This window comes from Bacillus sp. FSL W7-1354 (genome assembly GCF_038002405.1).
In the GTDB taxonomy this organism is placed as follows: domain Bacteria; phylum Bacillota; class Bacilli; order Bacillales; family Bacillaceae; genus Bacillus; species Bacillus paralicheniformis.
The window spans coordinates 2,903,385-2,925,149 of sequence record NZ_JBBOCL010000001.1 but is presented as its reverse complement, the minus strand read 5'-3'; the positions used below and the strand labels follow the sequence as shown (position 1 = coordinate 2,925,149).

Here is a 21,765-nt window from a genome sequence, read left to right as displayed (position 1 = left end):
AAGGGGGAATTGCATGAATGTTGATGTGTTAATAGGCGAAATCCTGACGCTCTCGATCATGGCTTTTGCACTCGGCATGGATGCCTTTTCAGTCGGTCTTGGAATGGGAATGGCCAAGCTGAAAAGGAACCAAATCTTTCAAATCGGCGTCATTATTGGATTGTTCCATGTCATCATGCCGCTTGGCGGTATGATTGCGGGACAGTTTCTTTCGGGCGCGCTTGGTGCGCTTGCGGGGTATCTTGGAGGAGCGCTTTTATTGGTGCTGGGCATTCAGATGATTGCCGCATCTTTTAATAAAAGCGGGGAGCAGATCATCTCTCCGCACGGCTTCGGCTTATTCATTTTTGCCGTCGGCGTCAGCCTCGACAGCTTTTCAGTCGGTCTCAGCCTCGGCCTCTACGGGACGAAACCGCTATTAACGATCTTTTTGTTCGGTTTGTTCAGCATGGTGTTAACTTGGGCGGGTCTGCTGCTTGGAAAAAAGGTTCAAACGTGGATTGGAGCTTACAGCGAAGCGCTCGGAGGAGCCATCCTACTGAGCTTCGGCCTGAAGCTTTTGCTGCCCATTTAATTGAAAGAGGAGAAAATCTTTTTCCCGCTTTGCATAACATAATGAAACTTAGAAAAAGAGGGGAGAGATCCTCTCTTTTTTGATTTCTGGAGCGGATTTTATTATTTTCCGGCTGAATCCTTTATAATATGAACAAAGGAGTGAACAGGATTGAACATACTATTTGTCTGTACTGGAAATACGTGCCGCAGCCCGATGGCGGAAGCGCTTTTTAAATCTGCGGCTGCCGAAAAAAAACTGGATGTCTCCGTCAAATCTGCCGGGTTGTTTGCTCCTGAAAACGGAAAAGCTTCTTTAAATGCAGTCGAAGCGCTTTTTGAAAAAAACATCGCTCTGAATCATACATCTTCACAGCTTTCCGAGGAGAAGGTTGAATGGGCGGATCTCGTGTTGACGATGACGGAGCAGCACAAACAGGTGGCAGTACATGAATTTTCAAAGAGCCGAGATAAAATCTATACGCTGAAAGAGTATGTCAAAGGAGAAAGCGGGGACATCATTGACCCGTTCGGCGGATCTCTCAGCGACTATCAAAAAACGAGAGATGAGCTGGAGCAGCTGCTGAAAAAATTGGCAGAAATGCTGGCGGGAAAATCTCGGGAATAGAAGCTAAGGAGCGTTTGCAAATCGAGCGGCAGCGGGTACAATAGACATGATCAATCAGAAATATATAGCGGCTGTATACTGCTTAACGGTCTGCACGAGACTTTTGGCGGCACATCAAACGAGGAGGAGTCATTCCAATGAAAGTAATCATTGCTTCAGATCACGGCGGAATCAATATCAGAAAAGAAATTATGGCATTGATGGATGAATTGAACATCGAATACGAAGATTACGGCTGCGAATGCGGTTCAGGATCTGTGGACTACCCGGATTATGCGTTTCCGGTCGCGCAAAAAGTGGCGGACGGGGAAGCTGACAGAGGCATTTTAATATGCGGAACAGGAATCGGCATGAGCATTTCCGCCAATAAAGTAAAAGGCATCCGCTGCGCCCTTGTCCACGACGTTTTCAGCGCGAAAATGACAAGAGAGCACAATGACACGAATGTTCTTGCGATGGGTGAACGGGTGATCGGCCCTGGTTTAGCGAGAGAGATTGCAAAGGTTTGGCTTACGACTGAGTTTTCAGCCGGGCGGCACGCTGTCCGCATCGGAAAAATCGCCGATTATGAAGACAAGCATGAATAAAGGGTGTCGTCAATCATGAAGAATCTCGAACAAACATGGCGTTCTATATTAGATGAATTTCATCAGCAGGCAAATTTACGCGACGGCCACATCGTCGTCATCGGATGCAGCACAAGCGAGGTGGCCGGAAGGCGAATCGGCACTTCGGGAAGCGGACAAATCGCTGAAGCGGTCTACAAAGGCTTAGAAGAGCTCAGGGATCAAACAGGAGTCGCCCTTGCTTTTCAATGCTGCGAGCATTTAAACAGGGCGTTGGTTGTCGAGGAAGAAACGGCGAAAGCATACCGTCTTCCCGTTGTTTTTGCTGTTCCTGTTCCGAAAGCGGGGGGTTCCATGGCTTCATATGCCTATCAACATATGAAGGCTCCTGTCCTTGTTGAACAAATAGAGGCCGATGCGGGGATCGACATCGGCGACACGTTTATAGGGATGCATTTAAAGCCTGTGGCCGTTCCTGTCCGCGTCTCTCAAAAACAGCTGGGCGAAGCGCATGTGACGCTTGCGCGGACAAGGCCGAAGCTGATTGGAGGCGTCCGCGCCGTCTATGAAGCGGAGTAGCGGAAGAAGCGGGGGGAAGAGCCGGACAGGCTTTTTTTCTTTATTAAAATAATTTTTTGAACAAATGATATGTCGAACTATATGATTTGTCTATTCGTTTAATATTCGGTTTTTCCAATAATAAAAAACGATTTTTAAAAATAATCTCTTACATTTGCATGAAAAACCGTGTACAATGAGATGGTATAATTAACGAAATGGAAACAGATAGGAGAGGATCTCGCTGATGAAACATTTACCTGCGCAAGATGAACAAGTTTTTAGCGCCATTCAAGATGAGCGGAAACGTCAACAGTCGAAGATTGAGCTGATCGCTTCTGAAAACTTTGTAAGCGAAGCGGTTATGGAAGCTCAAGGCTCGGTTTTAACAAATAAATATGCGGAAGGATATCCTGGTAAACGCTACTACGGCGGATGTGAGCATGTAGATGTCGCAGAGGATATCGCGCGCGACCGCGCCAAGCAGATTTTCGGCGCCGAGCACGTCAACGTTCAGCCGCATTCCGGCGCACAAGCGAACATGGCGGTATACTTCACGATTTTAGAGCACGGTGACACCGTATTGGGAATGAACCTTGCTCACGGCGGACATTTAACGCACGGCAGCCCTGTCAACTTCAGCGGTGTTCAGTACAATTTCGTTGAATACGGTGTTGATAAAGAGACGCAGTATATTGACTACGAAGATGTACGTGAAAAAGCGCTTAAACATAAGCCTAAGCTGATCGTGGCCGGGGCAAGCGCGTATCCGCGCACCATCGATTTTAAAAAGTTCCGCGAAATCGCTGATGAAGTCGGAGCCTATGTGATGGTAGACATGGCGCATATCGCCGGACTTGTAGCAGCAGGTCTTCACCCGAATCCTGTTCCTTACTCTGACTTTGTGACGACGACAACTCATAAAACGCTTCGCGGACCGCGCGGCGGCATGATTCTTTGCCGTGAAGAGTTTGCAAAGCAAATCGACAAGTCGATCTTCCCTGGAATTCAAGGCGGACCGTTAATGCACGTGATCGCTGCAAAGGCTGTTTCCTTTGGCGAAGCTTTAAAAGACGAATTCAAAACATACGCCCAAAATGTCATCAATAATGCGAAGCACTTGGCTGAAACATTGAAAAAAGAGGGCATCGAGCTCGTATCAGGCGGAACGGATAACCATCTTGTGCTGGTCGACCTGCGCTCTCTCGGCATGACCGGAAAAGTGGCTGAAAATGTTCTTGATGAAGTCGGCATCACCGTCAATAAAAACGCGATTCCTTATGATCCTGAAAAACCTTTCGTAACGAGCGGAATCCGCGTAGGTACAGCAGCCGTGACAAGCCGCGGTTTTGATCTGGAAGCGATCGAAGAAGTGGGAGCGATCATCGCGCTTGCCCTTAAAAACCATGAAGACGAAGCGAAGCTGGAAGAAGCAAAACAGCGCGTAGAAGCGCTGACAAGCAAATACCCGTTATATACCGGGCTTGATTACTAAGATATTTGTGCCGCTCCCAAAAGGGGCGGCTTTTTTCATAAAATTGTCTCCTGATTTTTGTTGAAACAAGCTGTTTTTTTATGTAGAATCAATAGAAGTGTGTGAAAAAAAGGAGCTGAAAACGGATATGGGAAAGGTATACGTGTTTGACCACCCTCTTATACAGCATAAGCTTACATACATCCGGGATGTAGAGACCGGAACAAAAGAATTCAGAGAGCTTGTTGATGAGGTTGCAACGCTGATGGCATTTGAGATTACGCGGGACCTGCCGCTGGAGGAAGTGAATGTAGAAACTCCTGTGCAAATGGCAAAGTCAAACGTCATCGCCGGAAAAAAACTCGGGGTTGTTCCGATTCTAAGAGCGGGACTGGGAATGGTAGACGGAATTTTGAAGCTGATTCCCGCTGCAAAAGTCGGACATGTCGGGCTTTACCGTGATCCTGAAACATTGAAGCCTGTTGAATATTATGTCAAGCTTCCATCCGATGTTGAAGAACGCGAATTCATCGTCGTCGATCCGATGCTGGCTACCGGAGGTTCGGCGGTAGAGGCGCTGAACAGCTTGAAGAAACGCGGCGCAAAAAATATCCGTTTTATGTGTCTGATCGCTGCTCCGGAAGGTGTAGACGAAGTTCAGAAGCATCATCCTGATGTTGACATTTACATTGCCGCTTTGGATGAGAAACTAAATGAAAAAGGATATATCGTTCCCGGATTGGGCGACGCCGGAGACCGCATGTTCGGAACGAAATAATGTAAGAAAATCCTGAAAAAGGGTTTTCTTTTTTTGTGTTTTATACCATAATTAAACATGTGTGCGTCTTAAATGGGGCGAATTTGTGAACATTTTGTGAGAGACGCTGTGATTATGAATAGTTTTTTAACTTTAAACAGATTGACACCTCAGGGGGGCTATTGTATGCTAAAATAGGCTATTATGATAAGGTTTTCATAGCGGTTATCATAATGACCAGTCCTCTGTTAAAATCCTTTGAAAACCCCATATTTGCAGGCGACAGACAGATCACCGGCCCGAGAATTTTCGGAGTGTGTGAAGTCTTGAACAGAACACTACGTTCTGTAAAATGGTCAGACCGCCTAGTTTACCGTAATCGTAAGATAGATTTAAAATTTTCACATCAGGAGCGTATTTGATGACCGATGCGAGTCTTTCATTCCGTAGGCAACAAAAATATGTCCTATATATTTTAGCAGTCTGCGTGTTAGGCTATGGATTTCTGCCATTTCAGGCGATTTTTTTAGGCCTGATTACCGGCACTGTTTTCAGCTATTTCAATCTCTGGCTGCTGACCAAAAGGATGCAGGCCTTCGATAAAGCAGTGGCAAAAGGCAAAATGATCCGTTCTCTCGGGACTGCTTCCAGATTGTGCAACGCCATTATCGCGGCGGCCATTGCTTATAAATACCCTGAATATATTCATTTGGCAGGCGTCATTGTGGGGTTGATGACAATTTATCCTGTCATTATGATAGATTCCTTTATCCAGCTAAAACGTTCATCAATGGAAGAGAGGTGAAGACCCTTTGCACGAATCAAGAGTTGTTAACTTTTTAGGCCTTAACTTTGATGTATCAAGTATCTTAATGATTACTGTGACAAGCATCATCGTCTTTCTGATAGCGGTGCTGACCACAAGAACACTTGCGATCCGGCCGACGAAAGCCCAGAACTTTATGGAGTGGATTGTCGACTTTGTTCGCAATATTATCGGCAGCACAATGGATCTTAAAGTCGGCAGAGACTTTCTCGCCCTTGGCATAACCCTGCTGATGTACATATTTGTTGCCAACATGCTCGGCCTTCCGTTTTCCATTACAGTAGGCCATGAATTATGGTGGAAATCCCCGACAGCCGATCCGGCGGTTACTTTAACCCTCGCCGTCATGGTAGTAGGCCTCACTCATTACTACGGAGTGAAAAGAAAAGGGTTGGGGGAGTATACCAAAGATTTCTTCAGACCAATTCCGTATTTAGTGCCGCTCAAAATTATTGAAGAATTTGCGAATACATTAACATTGGGATTGCGTCTTTACGGTAATATTTTCGCCGGCGAAATTCTGCTCGGCCTTCTTGCCGGAATGGCAACCAACTTCTATTCTCAAAGCATTTTCATGGGGCTGGTTGGAACCATTGGAGCGGTTGTGCCGATGATCTTATGGCAGGCGTTCAGCTTGTTCGTAGGTACAATCCAGGCATTCATCTTCACGATGTTAACAATGGTTTACATGTCTCACAAAGTAAGTCATGAACACTAAAAACAAGACATATCCGAAAAGGATAACAATTTAAAGGAGGAACTTTTTCATGAATTTAATAGCAGCTGCAATCGCAATTGGATTAGGTGCACTTGGTGCAGGTATTGGTAACGGACTTATCGTATCACGTACAGTAGAAGGAATCGCACGTCAGCCTGAGGCTGGTAAAGAATTAAGAACGCTTATGTTCATCGGGGTAGCATTGGTTGAGGCCCTTCCGATTATCGCTGTTGTTATCGCGTTCTTAGCATTCTTCCGCTAAAAACTTATATAACTAGTAAAATGGCGAAGATCACTGCAAGAGGCCTTCGCCATTGCTTTATGGTTGCTTGAACTGTCATAACGGCCGGAAGAAACAACCTCCTGAAAAAAGAGGGAGAACATTTTTTCGATGGCCGCGGAGAGATAATCTGCAAGAAGGGAGTTGCCGTATTCGATGTCTTTTTTACCACAGGTTATGGGTGCAGGAGTAGGGTTTAATGCCGGAACAATGCTGTTCCAGCTTGTTGCCATGCTGATTTTGTTAGCGCTCTTGAAGAAATACGCTTTAGGGCCGCTATTAAATATAATGAAAGAGCGTGAAGACTACATTACCGGAGAGATTTCCTCTGCCGAGAAAAAGAATGAAGAAGCGAAGAAGCTCATTGAAGAGCAGCAGGCGCTTTTGAAAGAAGCGCGTGAAGAATCCCATTCTCTGATTGAAAACGCGAAAAAACTGGGAGAACAGCAAAAGGATGAAATCATCAAGGCTGCGCGCCAGGAAGCAGAACGCATGAAAGAATCAGCCAGAAGCGAGATTGTCAAAGAAAGAGACCAGGCTGTCAGCGCGCTGCGCGAGCAGGTTGCATCACTGTCTGTGATGATCGCTTCGAAAGTGATCGAAAAAGAGCTTGACGAACAAGCCCAGGAAAAATTGATCCAAGACTATCTTAAAGAAGTGGGAGAAAGCCGATGAGCCAATCAGCTGTCTCCAAACGCTACGCAGCCGCTTTGTTTGACATTGCCCTTGAATCCAAGAAGGTCAATGAAATAGAAGAAGAGCTGACCGTCGTTAAGAAGATATTTATTGATCATAAAGACCTCAATGCCGTTCTGAGTCATCCTAAAGTGCCCGCTGAAAAGAAAAAGCAGATTTTAAAAGACTCGTTCGGATCTGTTTCGACTGCAGTCTTACATACGCTTTATCTTCTCGTTGACCGCAGCCGCACGTCAATCGTCCCGGATCTCGCGGACGATTATGTTAAAATGGCGAATCGGTTCCGCGGGACGGAAGACGCGATCGTATACTCTGTAAAACCGCTCAGCGAAGAGGAAATTTCCTCTTTTTCTCAAGTGTTTGCAAAAGAAGCAGGCGCCGCTTCACTGCGCGTCAGAAACGAAGTGAATCCGGATCTGATCGGCGGAGTGAAAATCCGCATCGGGAACCGTATTTATGACGGCAGTGTAAGAGGAAAGCTTGACCGGATAGAACGTCAATTAGCAGGCGAAAATCGAAAGAAGGGGTGAAACCTAAGTGAGCATCAAAGCTGAAGAAATTAGCACTCTTATTAAACAGCAAATTGAAAATTATCAGTCTGAAATAGAAGTTCACGACGTAGGTACGGTAATTCAGGTCGGTGACGGTATCGCACGCGTGCACGGCCTTGATAACTGTATGGCAGGTGAGCTTGTCGAATTTTCAAACGGTGTGCTGGGCTTAGCTCAGAACCTTGAAGAATCAAACGTAGGTATCGTTATTTTGGGACCTTACAAAGACATCCGTGAAGGTGACGAAGTCAAAAGAACCGGACGGATCATGGAAGTTCCCGTCGGTGAAGAGCTGCTCGGCCGCGTTGTCAATCCGCTCGGTCAGCCTGTAGACGGAATGGGCCCGGTTCTCACAAGCAAAACCCGTCCGATCGAAAGCCCGGCACCTGGTGTTATGGATCGTAAATCCGTTCATGAACCGCTTCAAACGGGAATTAAACCGATCGATGCGCTGATTCCTATCGGCCGCGGTCAGCGTGAGCTGATCATCGGTGACCGTCAGACGGGTAAAACATCGATTGCGATTGACACGATCTTGAACCAAAGAGATCAGGACATGATTTGTATCTATGTTGCGATCGGTCAGAAAGAATCGACTGTTCGCGGTGTCGTTGAAACGCTGCGCAAAAAAGGCGCTCTTGACTATACCATCGTTGTCACAGCTTCCGCTTCACAGCCTGCACCGCTATTGTATCTAGCGCCGTATGCGGGTGTTACGATGGGTGAAGAATTCATGTACAACGGAAAACACGTGCTGGTTGTGTATGACGACCTTTCAAAACAAGCGACGGCTTATCGTGAACTTTCCTTGCTTCTGCGCCGTCCTCCAGGCCGTGAAGCATTCCCTGGAGATGTATTCTACCTGCACTCCCGCTTGCTTGAGCGCGCTGCGAAACTGAGCGACGCTAAAGGCGGAGGATCTTTAACAGCATTGCCGTTTGTTGAAACGCAGGCTGGCGACATTTCAGCCTATATTCCGACAAACGTCATCTCAATCACAGACGGACAGATCTTCCTGCAGTCTGATTTGTTCTTCTCAGGCGTGCGCCCTGCCGTCAACCCTGGATTATCGGTATCCCGTGTCGGCGGATCTGCGCAAATCAAAGCGATGAAGAAAGTAGCCGGTACCCTTCGTCTTGACTTGGCATCTTATCGCGAGCTTGAGTCATTTGCACAGTTCGGATCTGACCTTGATAAAGCGACGCAGGCCAAGCTGAACCGTGGAGCCCGTACAGTGGAAGTTCTGAAACAGGATCTGAACCAGCCGCTCCGCGTCGAAAAGCAGGTTGCCATTCTTTATGCCCTGACCCGTGGATTCCTTGATGATGTGCCTGTAGAGGACATCAGACGCTTTGAAGAAGAGTTCTTTATGTACCTTGATCAAAACCATAAAGATCTCCTTGATTCAATTGCTCAGACAGGAAACCTTCCGGCCGACGAGGACATGAAGGCTGCGATCGAAGGCTTTAAACGTACGTTTGCACCCAGCAACTAAACATTTGAAGTGAGAAAAAGATCTTCTTTTTCTCTCTTTTTCACGTAAATTCGGAGTGAATTTGAAAACAAAAAGGTGGTGAAACCTTTTGGCCTCATTACGGGATATTAAATCCAGAATTACTTCAAATAAAAAAACGAGTCAAATCACCAAAGCTCAGCAAATGGTTTCTGCCTCAAAGCTGAACCGCGCTGAGAGTAAAGCGAAATCGTTCGTTCCATACATGGAGAAAATGCAGGAAGTCGTTGCTGATATTGCGCTTGGATACACCGGAACGCATCCGATGATGTCGAGCCGTCCCGTGAAGCGGACCGGCTATCTGGTCATCACATCTGACCGCGGACTTGCCGGCGCTTTTAACGCTAACGTTCTCCGCAAAGCGTACCAGAAAATCCAGGAGCGCCATCAGTCAAAAGACGAATATGCGGTCATCGCGATCGGAAAAATGGGACGCGAGTTCTTCAAAAAACGCGGCATCCCGGTTATTTCCGAAATGACCGGCATCAGGGACGAAGTTTCCTTTCCAGAAATTAAGGATTTGGCGAACAGTACGATACAAATGTTTATCGATGAGACATTTGATGAACTTTACTTGTTCTACAACCACTTTGTCAGCGCGATTTCTCAAGAGGTGACGGAGAAAAAGCTGCTGCCATTATCAGATATCGCGCCAAACAAAAAAAGAACTTCCTATGAATTTGAACCGGACGAAGAAGAAATTTTGGAAGTGCTTCTGCCTCAGTACGCTGAGAGCTTGATTTTCGGCGCGATTCTGGACAGTAAAGCGAGTGAACATGCTGCGCGGATGACAGCGATGAAAAACGCAACGGACAATGCGAAAGAGCTTATCGCTGACCTCGAACTGTCTTACAACCGTGCTCGTCAGGCGGCGATTACGCAGGAGATTACGGAAATTGTCGGCGGTGCAGCTGCCTTAGAATAGAAAAAGCTTGTCAGGAGGGATAGAGATGAAAAAAGGACGCGTTAGCCAGGTATTGGGACCGGTCGTAGACGTTCGTTTTGAAGACGGTCACTTGCCTGAAATATATAATGCGATTAAAGTTACACATAAAGCGCAGAACGAGAATGAAGTAGATATCGAACTTACCCTTGAAGTAGCGCTTCACTTGGGTGATGATTCAGTTCGGACGATTGCAATGGCTTCAACTGACGGTGTTACACGCGGAATGGAAGCCATCGACCTGGGAGAGCCGATCTCCGTTCCGGTCGGAAACGTGACACTCGGCCGCGTATTTAATGTACTCGGGGAAAACATCGATTTGGATGAGCCGCTTCCGGCTGATGCTGCCAAAGATCCGATTCACAGAGAAGCTCCAACATTTGATCAGCTATCAACAGAGGTTGAAATCTTAGAGACGGGTATTAAAGTCGTCGACTTGCTCGCTCCATATATTAAAGGCGGAAAGATCGGTCTTTTCGGAGGGGCGGGAGTTGGAAAAACCGTCCTGATTCAGGAGCTAATCAACAACATCGCTCAAGAGCATGGCGGTATCTCTGTATTCGCGGGTGTCGGCGAGCGTACGCGTGAAGGAAACGACCTTTACTATGAAATGAAAGATTCCGGCGTTATCGGCAAAACGGCAATGGTCTTCGGTCAGATGAACGAGCCGCCTGGTGCGCGGATGCGCGTTGCCTTGACAGGACTTACAATGGCAGAGCATTTCCGTGATAAAGAAGGCCAGGACGTATTGTTCTTTATCGATAACATCTTCCGATTCACTCAAGCCGGATCTGAAGTATCTGCACTTCTTGGACGCATGCCGTCTGCGGTTGGTTATCAGCCGACGCTTGCAACTGAAATGGGTCAGCTTCAGGAACGGATCACTTCTACAAATGTCGGTTCCGTTACATCGATTCAGGCGATCTACGTTCCTGCCGATGACTATACTGACCCGGCACCGGCAACAACGTTCGCTCACTTGGATGCGACAACAAACCTTGAGCGTAAGCTGTCTGAAATGGGTATTTACCCTGCGGTTGACCCTCTGGCTTCAACTTCTCGTGCACTTGCGCCAGAAATCGTCGGAGAAGAGCACTATCAAGTGGCCCGCCAAGTACAGCAAATCCTGCAGCGCTATAAAGAGCTTCAGGATATCATTGCGATTCTCGGTATGGATGAGCTTTCTGACGATGATAAGCTTGTCGTCAGCCGTGCGCGCCGCGTACAGTTCTTCCTATCGCAAAACTTCCACGTAGCTGAACAGTTTACAGGACAAAAAGGTTCTTACGTTCCTGTCAAAGAAACGGTAAAAGGCTTTAAAGAAATCCTTGAAGGTAAGTATGATCACCTTCCAGAGGACGCTTTCCGTCTTGTCGGCCGAATCGAAGAAGTTGTCGAAAAAGCGAAAGAAATGGGTGTAGAAGTATAATCTGGTCCTAGGAGGGTAAAAGCATGAAGACCTTAAAAGTCAATATCGTTACTCCCGACGGCCCAGTATACGATGCGGATATAGAAATGGTAAGCGTTCGAGCAGAGAGCGGTGAGCTTGGTATTTTACCCGGCCATATTCCGACGGTTGCTCCGCTAAAAATTGCTGCAGTCCGTCTGAAAAAAGACGGTCAAACTGAGCTGGTTGCCGTCAGCGGGGGCATAGTTGAAGTCCGCCCTGACCATGTCACCATTCTGGCCCAGACGGCGGAAACATCTGAACAAATTGACAAAGAACGCGCCTTGGCCGCAAAACGGCGTGCCGAGGAACGTTTGCAAAAGCATACGCCAGATGTTGACATTATTCGGGCAGAGCTTGCTTTAAAACGCGCGATTAACCGGTTGGATGTTGCGAGATAAAGATGAGGATCCTTCCCATATTAAGGATGGGAAGGGTTCTTTTATATTCATGATTAAACAGAATTGAAAATGTTGAAAAAAGTTCACAAATTGTTCGCCTTTTTAGTTTGAATCTATCTATAATACAAAATAGTAAGCTATGTTCTCTTCCGCCAGAAAGAGGATGTAAGACATTCAAGCAAACTCCTCAACATTGGCCTCAGGCAACAGAGGATCACTCCATCTATGGGAAAAAGTTCTATCCATGAACGTCTTAACATGAAACATCAAAACTGTTAAAATGACTTGAAATGACCGGCATCATTCCTTTATCCCACAGCAGAAGAGACTAGGCAGGCCGGAGCCACCAAACCGGCTGGAACGTAAGGAGGCGTCATCAATAATGGAAGAGATCGGACAACAGGCTGCTGTCAGTATCATCGTTCATCTTTTTTTTATTGCATTGACTTGGTGGGCTCTTCTGGCGGTCAATATTGATCCGCTTATCAGGAAAGGAAAAGTCATTCAGGCGAGGGTGTTAATGATCATCATTACAATCGCCGTCGGCTCCACCGTCAGCAATTTTTTCTTGGACTATCTTTATTATTCCAGACAGCTTCAAAATTTATTTTCATGATTGAGTAAAAGAATTTTTGGGAATGGACAAATGTGGGTAACGCCGCATTCCGCAAAATCAGCGGGGGACCTTGTTTTTCCACGTATGCTTTTCCTACGATCCGTCAACAATGGAGAGTAGGAGAGGATGATGCGGAATGAAGACAAAACAAACGGTTAATGCCCTCATTTTTATTGTGGTTTTATTTTTAATTGTTCATGTCTTTCAATCGCTTGAAGCAGCGGGCAATACGCCGCTGGAACAGCTGGCGGAAGGTTTGAGCCGCCATGATGTCGAGCTTGAAGAATGGACCCTGCACACAAAAAAGCAGCTTACCCTAAGTGAAAAAGATTTTTTTGCAAAACTGAAACATTTCAAGAAACAGCATCGACAATATCAATGGACTATAACGCGGGAAGACGATGATACAGTTAAAGCAACAGGTGTTTTTCAGGACAAAAAAAATCACATCAATTCCAAAATACATTTGGTATCCACCCACAAAAACCAGAGACTTGTTTCGTATTTATTGTATGAGCAAAAAGGCGCGGGACCACGGGAAAACTGGAATACTACATATAAGCAGTTTGAACGGGATGCATTCGACATAATGCGAGAAAAGACCGCAATTTTTACTTGTCTAAAGGGCCATTTAAATGGTATGATGAATGTTGTTTTGCAAAAAAAAGCAAATGAACTAGTACATGAATTTGATGCAAAGTCAGTTGAAGATTTAATCGAACCAAATTTCGTTTCTATTTCTGCTTACACTAACGAGTGGAAAGAATCCATCAAGACAGAAAAACACCGTATGAATCTGCAAGTCTCGCTTAGAAATGCGGGAATGGGCGAAAAACTTACCGTCACGGTTGGCACACCAATCGTCACGACTGAATATTAATATAGAGAAATTGGGACGCGGAGGGGAATACCTTGGAAAAAATCATCGTCCGCGGCGGTCGAAAGTTAAACGGCACAGTCAAAGTTGAAGGAGCAAAAAATGCCGTTTTACCAGTTATCGCTGCATCTTTATTAGCCAGTGAAGAAAAAAGCGTAATATGTGATGTGCCTACGCTCTCCGATGTATATACGATTAACGAAGTGTTACGTCATTTAGGCGCAAGTGTACATTTTGAAAATAATACAGTAACGGTTGATGCATCTCGCACTTTGTCTACGGAAGCTCCGTTTGAATATGTTCGTAAAATGCGCGCATCTGTATTGGTGATGGGTCCGCTTCTTGCTCGCACAGGTCACTCGAGAGTGGCTTTGCCTGGAGGATGTGCAATCGGTTCAAGACCGATCGATCAGCATCTGAAAGGCTTTGAAGCAATGGGCGCAAAAATTAAAGTCGGAAACGGCTTTATTGAAGCGACTGTAGAAGGCCGCCTTCAAGGCGCAAAAATTTATCTTGATTTTCCTAGTGTCGGAGCAACTGAAAACCTGATTATGGCTGCAGCTTTGGCTGAGGGCACGACAACGCTCGAAAATGCTGCTAAAGAGCCTGAAATCGTTGATCTGGCTAACTATATCAATGCAATGGGCGGTAAAATTCGGGGTGCCGGTACAGGCACCATTAAAATTGAAGGCGTTAAGGCGCTTCATGGTGCAAAACATACCATTATTCCTGACCGGATCGAGGCGGGTACGTTCATGGTTGCCGCTGCGATTACCGAAGGGAACGTACTGGTAAAGGGAGCGGTTCCTGAGCACTTAACATCTTTAATTGCGAAAATGGAAGAAATGGGCGTTCAAATCATGGAAGAAGGAGACGGTCTTCGGATCATCGGTCCTTCTGAATTGAAGCCTATTGATTTAAAAACAATGCCACATCCAGGTTTCCCGACTGATATGCAGTCTCAGATGATGGCTCTTTTGATGCGCGCAAATGGAACCAGCATGATCACAGAAACCGTCTTTGAGAACCGCTTCATGCATGCGGAAGAATTCCGCCGTATGAACGGAGATATTAAAATCGAAGGCCGTTCTGTCATTATTAATGGTCCTGTGCAACTTCAAGGTGCTGAGGTGGCCGCAACGGATCTTCGCGCCGGCGCAGCTCTTATCCTTGCTGGCCTTGTCGCTGACGGTCATACGCGCGTAACCGAATTAAAACATTTAGACCGGGGATATGTCAACTTCCACCAAAAACTTGCCGGTATCGGTGCTGATATTGAGCGCGTTAACGATGAAGAAGCGGTTCATATTGAAAATAAAGAAGTTGTATCCGATTTAAATGCATAAATCAACGTGAAATCAGTATGTCATCCGGCATACTGATTTTTATGTTTCAAGTATTCTATATCAGTATGCCTCCCATATTTATCATTATGCACAAGAATGGCTTTTAAAATACGCAGCCGCAGTTGAAAAGTACAGTCATATTAGCTTGTCCCCGCCCATAAAATGAAAGAGACAAAACAGAAATGGGGGCACTGATTTGAAACAGCTATTTATTGTACTAGCAGGAATCTGCATGCTGATTTTACTCATACCAACACTGCTTGTCCTCCCTTTTCACGGGGGACCGGGGGCAATCAAAACAGAAAAGCACGCTCAGCAACACGAGGAAAAAAAGAAAGTCACCTTAAAAGAGTCTCCCGTTTCAATTCCGGTCTACAGAACGGCTGACCGGAAAGTTGAAGACATTCCGCTTGAAGAGTATGTCATTGGTGTCGTTGCTTCGGAAATGCCGGCTGATTTCGATATCGAAGCTTTAAAAGCACAAGCGCTCGCGGCCCGCACATATATTGTGAGGCAAATGGTATCAGAGCAGGCTGTCCGATCGCCGAAGGGCTCGCTCGTCGATGATACGCAGATGTTCCAGGTGTATAAAAACAAAGAAGAGCTCCGCAGGCTGTGGAAGAAAGATTACGATTGGAAAATCAAAAAAGTGACCGAAGCTGTCGCCAGTACGCAAGGCAAAATTTTAACCTATGATCATAAGCCAATTGACGCTTCGTTTTTCTCGACGAGCAACGGGTACACCGAGAATGCGGGGGCTTATTGGACAAGTGATATTCCGTACCTGCAAAGCGTGAAAAGCTCCTGGGATACAAAGTCGCCGAAATTCCTGAACCACAAAACGTTTACTGTCACTGAATTTGAACAAAAGCTCGGCGTGAAGCTGCCCAGCTCAAACAGCATTGGGAAGATCACTGAAAGGACGCCGGGAAAACGCGTAGCGACTGCTGTCATTAATGGAAAGAAGCTTGAGGGAAGAGATATTCGTGAAAAGCTCGGCCTCAAATCGGCAGACTTTGATTGGAAACGCGACGGGAATCAGATTACCGTCACGACGAGGGGTTTTGGACATGGAGTAGGAATGAGCCAATACGGCGCGCATTATATGGCGAAAGACGGCAAGAAAGCGGAAGCCATCGTCAAGTATTATTACAAAGGAACAGCCGTATCCAATGCTGATGAATTTTTAAATAAATACATGGCGAAGAAATAATAAAGAGACGTCTGCCTTATTGGCGGCGTCTTTTTGAATGTCATCAAATTTGGCATTCTTATGAAGTTGTTGTACACCAAAATATTATACAAATATTTCAAGAATCATGTGCCGGAGGGCTTGCTGAACAGCGTCAAAAGGCCGTGAATCTCTTGTCAATATAAGGGTTCACAGGTTATAAAGTCTATTTTATCTGCTTGTTGTATGCTGAAATGAATAACGAGGAAAAGGAGACATGCCCTATTTATTTCTCCCTGTTGTTCTTCTACGATATTAATGTGTTAACGACTTTATTTCAGAAAGGGGAAAGGGAGAAATGAAGAAGAAGCTGACATTAGGGATTTTGACCGCTATGGTTCTTAGCCTTGGTTCACCTGCTTTCGCAGCTGAGAAAAAACAGGAGGTAACAGCTGCTGAAGATTCGCCTAACATCGCAATTATGCTTGATGCAAGCGGCAGCATGGCTAAAAAGATCGGCGGAGTCTCAAAATACGAGCTTGCCAAAAATGAGGCGTTCAGCTTTGGTTCTAAGCTTGAAAATGCTAACGTGCTCATGAGGGTTTTCGGTTCAGAGGGAAACAATAAAAACTCCGGAAAAGTACAATCCTGCAATGCAATCAGAGGAGTGTACGGATTCCAAACGTATGACGAGCAAAGCTTCCGCAATTCATTAAACGGCATCGGACCGACTGGATGGACACCGATCGCAAACGCGCTGCAAGATGCCAAAAACGCGCTTGACCAGCAGAACAACAACGGGAAAAACGTCGTCTATCTGCTGACAGACGGTGAGGAAACATGTGGAGGCAACCCGGTAAAAGTCGCAACAGAACTACGCAAATCTAATGCGGTTGTCAACGTAATCGGCTTTGATTATGAAGGAGATTTTCACGGACAATTGACAAGCATCGCAGCAGCTGGCGGCGGTGAATATTTCCAAGCAAAAACCAAAAATGACATCAAAAGAATTTTCACTCAGGAAGCAATCGAGCTTTCTAAATAAACTGGAAAAAAGCTGTGGACATGTTTCCGCAGCTTTCCTTTTTTGATGAAAAGATTGTCAAAAGTCAAGTAAAACACTTTACAAATATTAAGTTATTGTTTCAGAACGTTGAACCCCGCTGAATCCTTTGGAGGGGTAATTTGTCGTAACTGTTGTTTTATTGGGACGAAAACGGTCTTTTAGCGGACTTTTTTGGTAGGACTTAAGTGGAAGTGTCGGTCGATTATCGTAAGGATTATGAAGAATTTGTGAATTTGAAAAGGAGATCCGGCCTATTTATTTCTATCAAGCCTTCTTTTACGATGTTGGTGGACTAGATCTCATGCGGAAGTTCGGTCCGAAAAAAAGTGCGGAAAGGAAAGTGAGAAAGGTGAAAAAAAGGTTTACTCTGTTAACAACGTTCACCATGCTTTTGTCATTGGCTCCGGCTGCTGCTTTCGCGGCTGAAGACGGAAATGCGGACAACAGCAAAAAAGATGTCAATGTTGCAGTTGTGCTTGATGCAAGCGGCAGCATGGCACAAAAGGTTGAAGGAGAAAGAAAATTTGATATTGCCAAAGAATCCGTAACCGACTTTGCTGACCTGCTTTCAAGCGATGCGAATGTTATGCTGAATGTGTTCGGACATAAAGGCAACAATAAAAACTCCGGAAAAGAACTATCTTGCGGTACGACGGAAACCGTCTATGATCTGCAGCCGTTTTCTTCCAACTCGTTCGAAAACGCTTTAAGCGGAATTAAGCCTACAGGCTGGTCTCCGATTGCAAAATCTCTTTATGATGTAAAAGAAGATCTTGCCGATAAAGATGGTAAGAATTATGTTTACATCGTGACAGACGGTGAAGAAACATGCGGAGGAGACCCTGTTCAGGCAGCGAAAGATCTGCGCAAATCCAACATTAAAACAATCGTCAACATTGTTGGACTTGATGTGAAAACCGTGAAAGAAAAAGCTAAGCTTAAAAAAGTAGCTGCTGCTGGCGGCGGAAAATTGATTGAAGCCGACTCAGCTTCTGATTTTAAAAAGGTATGGAAAGAAGAAGGCGTAAAACTGTCTCAGTAACTCCGTACGAGAGCGGGACGGCCGCAGTGCCGTCCCGACCTTCTGTTAAGCTAATCTGTCGACATTTCGAGTTCTTCGATTCGTTTTTCTGCATAGCGCGGATCTTTTCTTGAATGGAAAATCTCCGCCTTTTCAATCATGACCGCCGTGTTGTATTCCGGAATACGGGCATGGTTTTCGTATACGCCTTTAGGGATCAGGACATTTCCTTCCGGCCAGTAGACCGCCGTGTTTCCGCGTTGTACGGTGGCATATTTTGCCCGGCCTTGGAAAGTTCCGTAGCGGTTGAATAGAACGATCGCTTCTCCATCTTGAATATAAAGCTCCTCGGCATCTTTTGGATTGATCATGACATCCCGGCGATCTGCCGCGTTGAAAGGATCTTTTTCACTATAAATCATCGAGTTGAACTGTTTTCCCCTCCTTGTCGTCACGAGGAAGCGTCCTTCAGTTTGTCTGTTTTCAGGAAGATCGACGGGGATCAGGTTACCCTTACCGTCTGCCGTCGGACACATCCCGCCTTCACAAAGCCAGGCGCCGCCCCATTGAAAGACATCTCCGCGTTTTTTTAAATGCTGAATCCCGTCATAATTCCGGTTGGCAGCAGCGATTTCTTCACGGATATCTGCAGCGTCGTCAAAATGGATCAGTTCTTTGTCTGCGGGCCGAACCCGTTTGGCAAGATCCATATAAATTTCCCATTCAGAACGGGCTTCTCCGATGCGCGGTCCTTTAATTTCAGGGCTGAAATAGACCATCCGTTCCGTACTGGTCGAGGTTCCTCCGCCAGGCTGTTCATATCTTGTCATTGCGGGGAGAATGATAACTTCTTCTTTGGCATCGACAAGGGTGGAAGTATTGAAGATGATGTCCTGATGGACTCTCATCTCAACTTCCTGTAATGCTTTTTTGATAAAATCGGGGTTCGGCATCGTTTCCAAAAAGTTGCCTCCGCTTGTATAAAACACTTTTACTTTTCTTTCGCTTTCGTTCGGCAGCAGCATGTTTTCGATTGTCTGGCCGATCGTATCGCCTTGCCAAGTCGGTATACGGAAGCCCCAAATCTTCTCGATCCGTGCGGTAGTTTCTTCGTCCAAATCACCGCCTGGCAGGACGAAAGGATCGGCACCCATTTCGCCAGAACCCTGCACACCGCTGTGCCCTCTGATCGGCATAAGGCCGCAATGCTTTCTGCCGATGAATCCTTGTAAAAGGGCGAGATTTGCCACCTGTGAAATGTTGTCGGTCGCAAAACGGTGCTGTGTAAGTCCCATGCTCCAAATGAAAACGCCGGTTTTCGCCCGGGCCAGCAAGATGGCGAATTCTTTCATTCTATCTTTCGATATGCCGGATGACTCTTCAAGCGTCTTCCAATTTTGTTTTTCGATATGCTGTTTAAGCTCATTGAATCCGTTTGTGTGTGCTTCGATAAAAGCGCGGTCAATGCTTGAACCGGGGGCCTCCCGTTCCATTTCAAACCAGTGCTTCATTACCCCGTTCATAAAGGCAATGTCGCCGCCGATATTGACTTGGTATACGTCATCAGTGATTTTGGTGCCGAAAAGGGCGCTCTCAGCTATCGATGGAATCCAGTATTTCTCCATCGAAGGTTCCAGGTACGGGTTGATCATAATGATTTTTGTTCCCGCTTTTTTGGCGGCATACATGTATTTTGTTGACACCGGCTGGTTATTGGCGGCGACAGATCCCCAGAAGACGAGGACATCCGTCCCGATCCAGTCTCGGTAGCTGCAGCTTGAGGCGCCGATGCCAAGGGACCTTTTTAAAGCCGTTTTGCTTGGCGAGTGGCAGATCCGCGAGGCGTTGTCAATGTTGTTTGTGCCGATAAACCGAGCCGCTTTTGCGGCTGTATAGTATACCTCATTCGTAATACCCCTGGCCGTTAAATAAAAGGCGAGCTGTCGTTTATCAATCGATTTGATTTTGTCCGCGATTCGGCTGAGTGCTTCGTCCCATGAAATTCTCGAAAACGACCGTTCTCCTTTTTTTCTCGACAGCGGATAAGGGATACGTCCGAGCTTTCTCAGCTCGGTGCTATCCAGCTTTCTCAGCTGTTCAATGTCGGCGGACAGCCATTTGTCCTCGATCGCAGGCATCGTATTTAAGCGGAGGACGTTCAGCCGCGTCGTGCATAGATGAGGCCCTGTGAGCGTCTGATCACGGAGCCCGGATACACCGAGCGCACAGCCGTCGCACACGCCTTGCGTCAAAATTCTGTAGGCGTACGAAAGGTTGTCTTTATTGTCCCACGCCGTTTTCATCGTATCTCTGATATGCTTTGGCTTTACCTTTCCGAGTCCCAGCGGCGCCCAAGACGCCCACAGTTTTGGCGCGGGTTTTTTATTCAGCTTCATCGGACCTTCATGCTTTGTTTTTCCCATTCCATTCTCTCCTTTCCAGCGGATACTGCCAGATCATCCTTTTATCGAGTTTGAGACATGAACCGCCGCTTTTTTTCGCAACTGTTTAATGTCGGTTCTAATGAAGATCGAAATGAACAGGCCGATGGCGAACAGTGCTGCGAAAACCGTCAGGCTCTGGCTGTAGCTTCCTGTTGCATCACGCACCCAAGAAGAGAACATCGGGCCCGCAAGTCCTGCCGCCGCCCATGCCGTTAAAATGTATCCGTGAATTGCACCGAGCTGCTTTGTTCCGAACAAATCCCCGATATAAGCCGGAATTGCGGCAAACCCGCCTCCATAGCACGTATAGATCAATGCCATCAAAACAGAGAATACGGCCTTGTCAGAAATAAACGGCAAAAGCGGAAAGGCGATCAGCTGTACAGCGAAAAAGACGGTATACGTATTCGGCCGGCCGATGTAATCAGATGCTGAGGCCCAGCCGATCCGCCCTAAGCCGTTAAATGCGCCCAAAACGCCGACGAGAGCGGCAGCAGCGGCGGCGGACATGCCCGCACTTTCCTGCGCCAGCGGCGAAGCGATGGATATGATGGCGATTCCGCACGTAACATTAATAAAAAGCATCAGCCATAAATAATAAAAGCGTTTCGTTTTAATGGCTTCATTTGCCGTCAGCTGGGAAATATCGGCGCTTTGCGCCTTTCCGTTTTTTTCGGTTGAAAATCCTTCAGGCTTCCAGCCGTCTTCCGGCGGAGCGAGGTAAAGCGAAGACAGCATCATCACAAGAAAGTAGCAAATGCCGAGAATAAAAAAGGTATTGGCTATACCGACCGCTGAGATCAGCATCTGTATGATCGGGCTGCTGATCAAGGCCGCAAATCCGAATCCCATAATGGCTAGCCCCGTAGCCAAGCCGCGGCGGTCAGGAAACCATTTAACAAGCGAAGATACGGGCGTAATATAGCCGACGCCGAGTCCGATTCCTCCGAAGACGCCGTAAAACAAATAAAGCAGGGGAAGGGAGCCGATCTGAACGGCGAAGCCTGAAAACGTCACGCCAGCTCCGAAGAAAAGAGCGGCGAGCATGCCTGCTTTTTTAGGGCCGTGCTTTTCGACGAAGTGCCCCAAAAATGCGGCTGAAAGACCGAGAAATAAAATAGCGATGCTGAACGTCAGGCTGATCTGGCTGAGGCTCCAGCCGAAGGTTTCAGCGAGCGGGTTTGTAAAGACGCTCCATGCGTATACAGACCCGATAGACAAATGAATACCTACAGCACATAAAGCAATGAGCCACCTGTTTTTCACTTTTTTCATGCGAGAACCTCCTGTGGAAAAGAAAGGCTTGTCATAAAG

23 protein-coding genes are annotated in these 21,765 nt (G+C 46.5%); 21 read left to right on the top strand and 2 right to left on the bottom strand.

Translation table 11 applies throughout. The features are described 5' to 3' along the window. Positions 1-13: 13 nt before the first annotated feature. The 21 genes from MKZ04_RS14940 (at position 14) to MKZ04_RS14840 (ending at position 18,028) form a co-directional block, all read left to right on the top strand. Positions 14-574 carry a manganese efflux pump MntP gene (locus MKZ04_RS14940; protein WP_020453268.1) on the top strand — a complete coding sequence of 187 codons (561 nt, stop codon included), beginning with the start codon at positions 14-16 and terminating at the stop codon, positions 572-574. A 150-nt stretch (positions 575-724) separates the two neighbouring features. After that, complete coding sequence (locus MKZ04_RS14935) at positions 725-1,180, top strand: low molecular weight protein arginine phosphatase (RefSeq protein WP_341046235.1); 456 nt, start codon at positions 725-727, stop codon at positions 1,178-1,180. 137 nt (positions 1,181-1,317) lie between these two features. Further along, complete coding sequence (gene rpiB / locus MKZ04_RS14930) at positions 1,318-1,767, top strand: ribose 5-phosphate isomerase B (protein ID WP_020453266.1); 450 nt, start codon at positions 1,318-1,320, stop codon at positions 1,765-1,767. Positions 1,768-1,782: 15 nt separating this feature from the next. Beyond that, the gene (locus tag MKZ04_RS14925) at positions 1,783-2,325 is read left to right on the top strand and encodes a TIGR01440 family protein (RefSeq protein WP_020453265.1); all 543 of its coding nucleotides are present in this window, start codon (positions 1,783-1,785) and stop codon (positions 2,323-2,325) included. Between the two features lie 226 nt (positions 2,326-2,551). Continuing rightward, positions 2,552-3,799, top strand: a complete 1,248-nt coding sequence (glyA, locus tag MKZ04_RS14920; protein WP_025810647.1) for a serine hydroxymethyltransferase — start codon at positions 2,552-2,554, stop codon at positions 3,797-3,799. Positions 3,800-3,926: 127 nt separating this feature from the next. Next, positions 3,927-4,556 carry a uracil phosphoribosyltransferase gene (gene upp, locus MKZ04_RS14915; RefSeq protein ID WP_020453263.1) on the top strand — a complete coding sequence of 210 codons (630 nt, stop codon included), beginning with the start codon at positions 3,927-3,929 and terminating at the stop codon, positions 4,554-4,556. A gap of 400 nt (positions 4,557-4,956) precedes the next feature. Then, entirely contained in the window at positions 4,957-5,340 is a 384-nt protein-coding gene (locus MKZ04_RS14910; protein ID WP_020453262.1) for an ATP synthase subunit I, read from the top strand. Positions 5,341-5,347: 7 nt separating this feature from the next. Then, positions 5,348-6,079 (top strand): F0F1 ATP synthase subunit A, encoded by a 732-nt coding sequence (gene atpB, locus MKZ04_RS14905; RefSeq protein WP_023857083.1) that lies wholly within the window; start codon positions 5,348-5,350, stop codon positions 6,077-6,079. Between the two features lie 49 nt (positions 6,080-6,128). Next, the gene (gene atpE, locus MKZ04_RS14900) at positions 6,129-6,341 is read left to right on the top strand and encodes a F0F1 ATP synthase subunit C (RefSeq protein ID WP_243941745.1); all 213 of its coding nucleotides are present in this window, start codon (positions 6,129-6,131) and stop codon (positions 6,339-6,341) included. A gap of 174 nt (positions 6,342-6,515) precedes the next feature. Beyond that, positions 6,516-7,034 carry a F0F1 ATP synthase subunit B gene (gene atpF, locus MKZ04_RS14895; protein WP_020453259.1) on the top strand — a complete coding sequence of 173 codons (519 nt, stop codon included), beginning with the start codon at positions 6,516-6,518 and terminating at the stop codon, positions 7,032-7,034. Next, the gene (locus tag MKZ04_RS14890; RefSeq protein ID WP_020453258.1) at positions 7,031-7,585 is read left to right on the top strand and encodes a F0F1 ATP synthase subunit delta; all 555 of its coding nucleotides are present in this window, start codon (positions 7,031-7,033) and stop codon (positions 7,583-7,585) included. Before atpF ends, MKZ04_RS14890 begins: the two co-directional genes overlap by 4 nt. A 7-nt stretch (positions 7,586-7,592) precedes the next feature. Then, the gene (gene atpA, locus MKZ04_RS14885; protein ID WP_020453257.1) at positions 7,593-9,101 is read left to right on the top strand and encodes a F0F1 ATP synthase subunit alpha; all 1,509 of its coding nucleotides are present in this window, start codon (positions 7,593-7,595) and stop codon (positions 9,099-9,101) included. A gap of 88 nt (positions 9,102-9,189) precedes the next feature. Next, positions 9,190-10,044, top strand: a complete 855-nt coding sequence (atpG, locus tag MKZ04_RS14880; RefSeq protein ID WP_020453256.1) for an ATP synthase F1 subunit gamma — start codon at positions 9,190-9,192, stop codon at positions 10,042-10,044. 25 nt (positions 10,045-10,069) lie between these two features. Continuing rightward, a complete protein-coding gene (atpD, locus tag MKZ04_RS14875) occupies positions 10,070-11,491 on the top strand; it encodes a F0F1 ATP synthase subunit beta (protein ID WP_020453255.1) in 1,422 nt (473 codons plus the stop codon). Between the two features lie 23 nt (positions 11,492-11,514). Beyond that, the gene (locus MKZ04_RS14870; protein WP_020453254.1) at positions 11,515-11,910 is read left to right on the top strand and encodes a F0F1 ATP synthase subunit epsilon; all 396 of its coding nucleotides are present in this window, start codon (positions 11,515-11,517) and stop codon (positions 11,908-11,910) included. A gap of 382 nt (positions 11,911-12,292) precedes the next feature. Beyond that, positions 12,293-12,526 (top strand): DUF1146 family protein, encoded by a 234-nt coding sequence (locus MKZ04_RS14865; protein ID WP_003186001.1) that lies wholly within the window; start codon positions 12,293-12,295, stop codon positions 12,524-12,526. A 136-nt stretch (positions 12,527-12,662) separates the two neighbouring features. After that, positions 12,663-13,406: a YwmB family TATA-box binding protein gene (locus tag MKZ04_RS14860; protein WP_020453253.1), complete on the top strand. Its 744-nt coding sequence runs from the start codon at positions 12,663-12,665 to the stop codon at positions 13,404-13,406. Positions 13,407-13,438: 32 nt separating this feature from the next. After that, positions 13,439-14,749, top strand: coding sequence for a UDP-N-acetylglucosamine 1-carboxyvinyltransferase (murA, locus tag MKZ04_RS14855; RefSeq protein WP_020453252.1), 1,311 nt, complete (start codon positions 13,439-13,441; stop codon positions 14,747-14,749). Between the two features lie 196 nt (positions 14,750-14,945). Then, a complete protein-coding gene (gene spoIID / locus MKZ04_RS14850; protein WP_023857085.1) occupies positions 14,946-15,962 on the top strand; it encodes a stage II sporulation protein D in 1,017 nt (338 codons plus the stop codon). Between the two features lie 316 nt (positions 15,963-16,278). Continuing rightward, a complete protein-coding gene (locus MKZ04_RS14845) occupies positions 16,279-16,965 on the top strand; it encodes a VWA domain-containing protein (RefSeq protein ID WP_341046230.1) in 687 nt (228 codons plus the stop codon). A gap of 370 nt (positions 16,966-17,335) precedes the next feature. Continuing rightward, complete coding sequence (locus MKZ04_RS14840; protein WP_023857089.1) at positions 17,336-18,028, top strand: VWA domain-containing protein; 693 nt, start codon at positions 17,336-17,338, stop codon at positions 18,026-18,028. 50 nt (positions 18,029-18,078) lie between these two features. On the opposite strand, the gene MKZ04_RS14835 is transcribed toward MKZ04_RS14840, so the two are convergent. Both MKZ04_RS14835 and MKZ04_RS14830 read right to left on the bottom strand, forming a co-directional pair. Beyond that, complete coding sequence (locus MKZ04_RS14835) at positions 18,079-20,430, bottom strand: FdhF/YdeP family oxidoreductase (protein WP_161517456.1); 2,352 nt, start codon at positions 20,428-20,430, stop codon at positions 18,079-18,081. 33 nt (positions 20,431-20,463) lie between these two features. Then, a complete protein-coding gene (locus MKZ04_RS14830) occupies positions 20,464-21,726 on the bottom strand; it encodes an L-lactate MFS transporter (protein WP_023857091.1) in 1,263 nt (420 codons plus the stop codon). Positions 21,727-21,765: the final 39 nt, after the last annotated feature.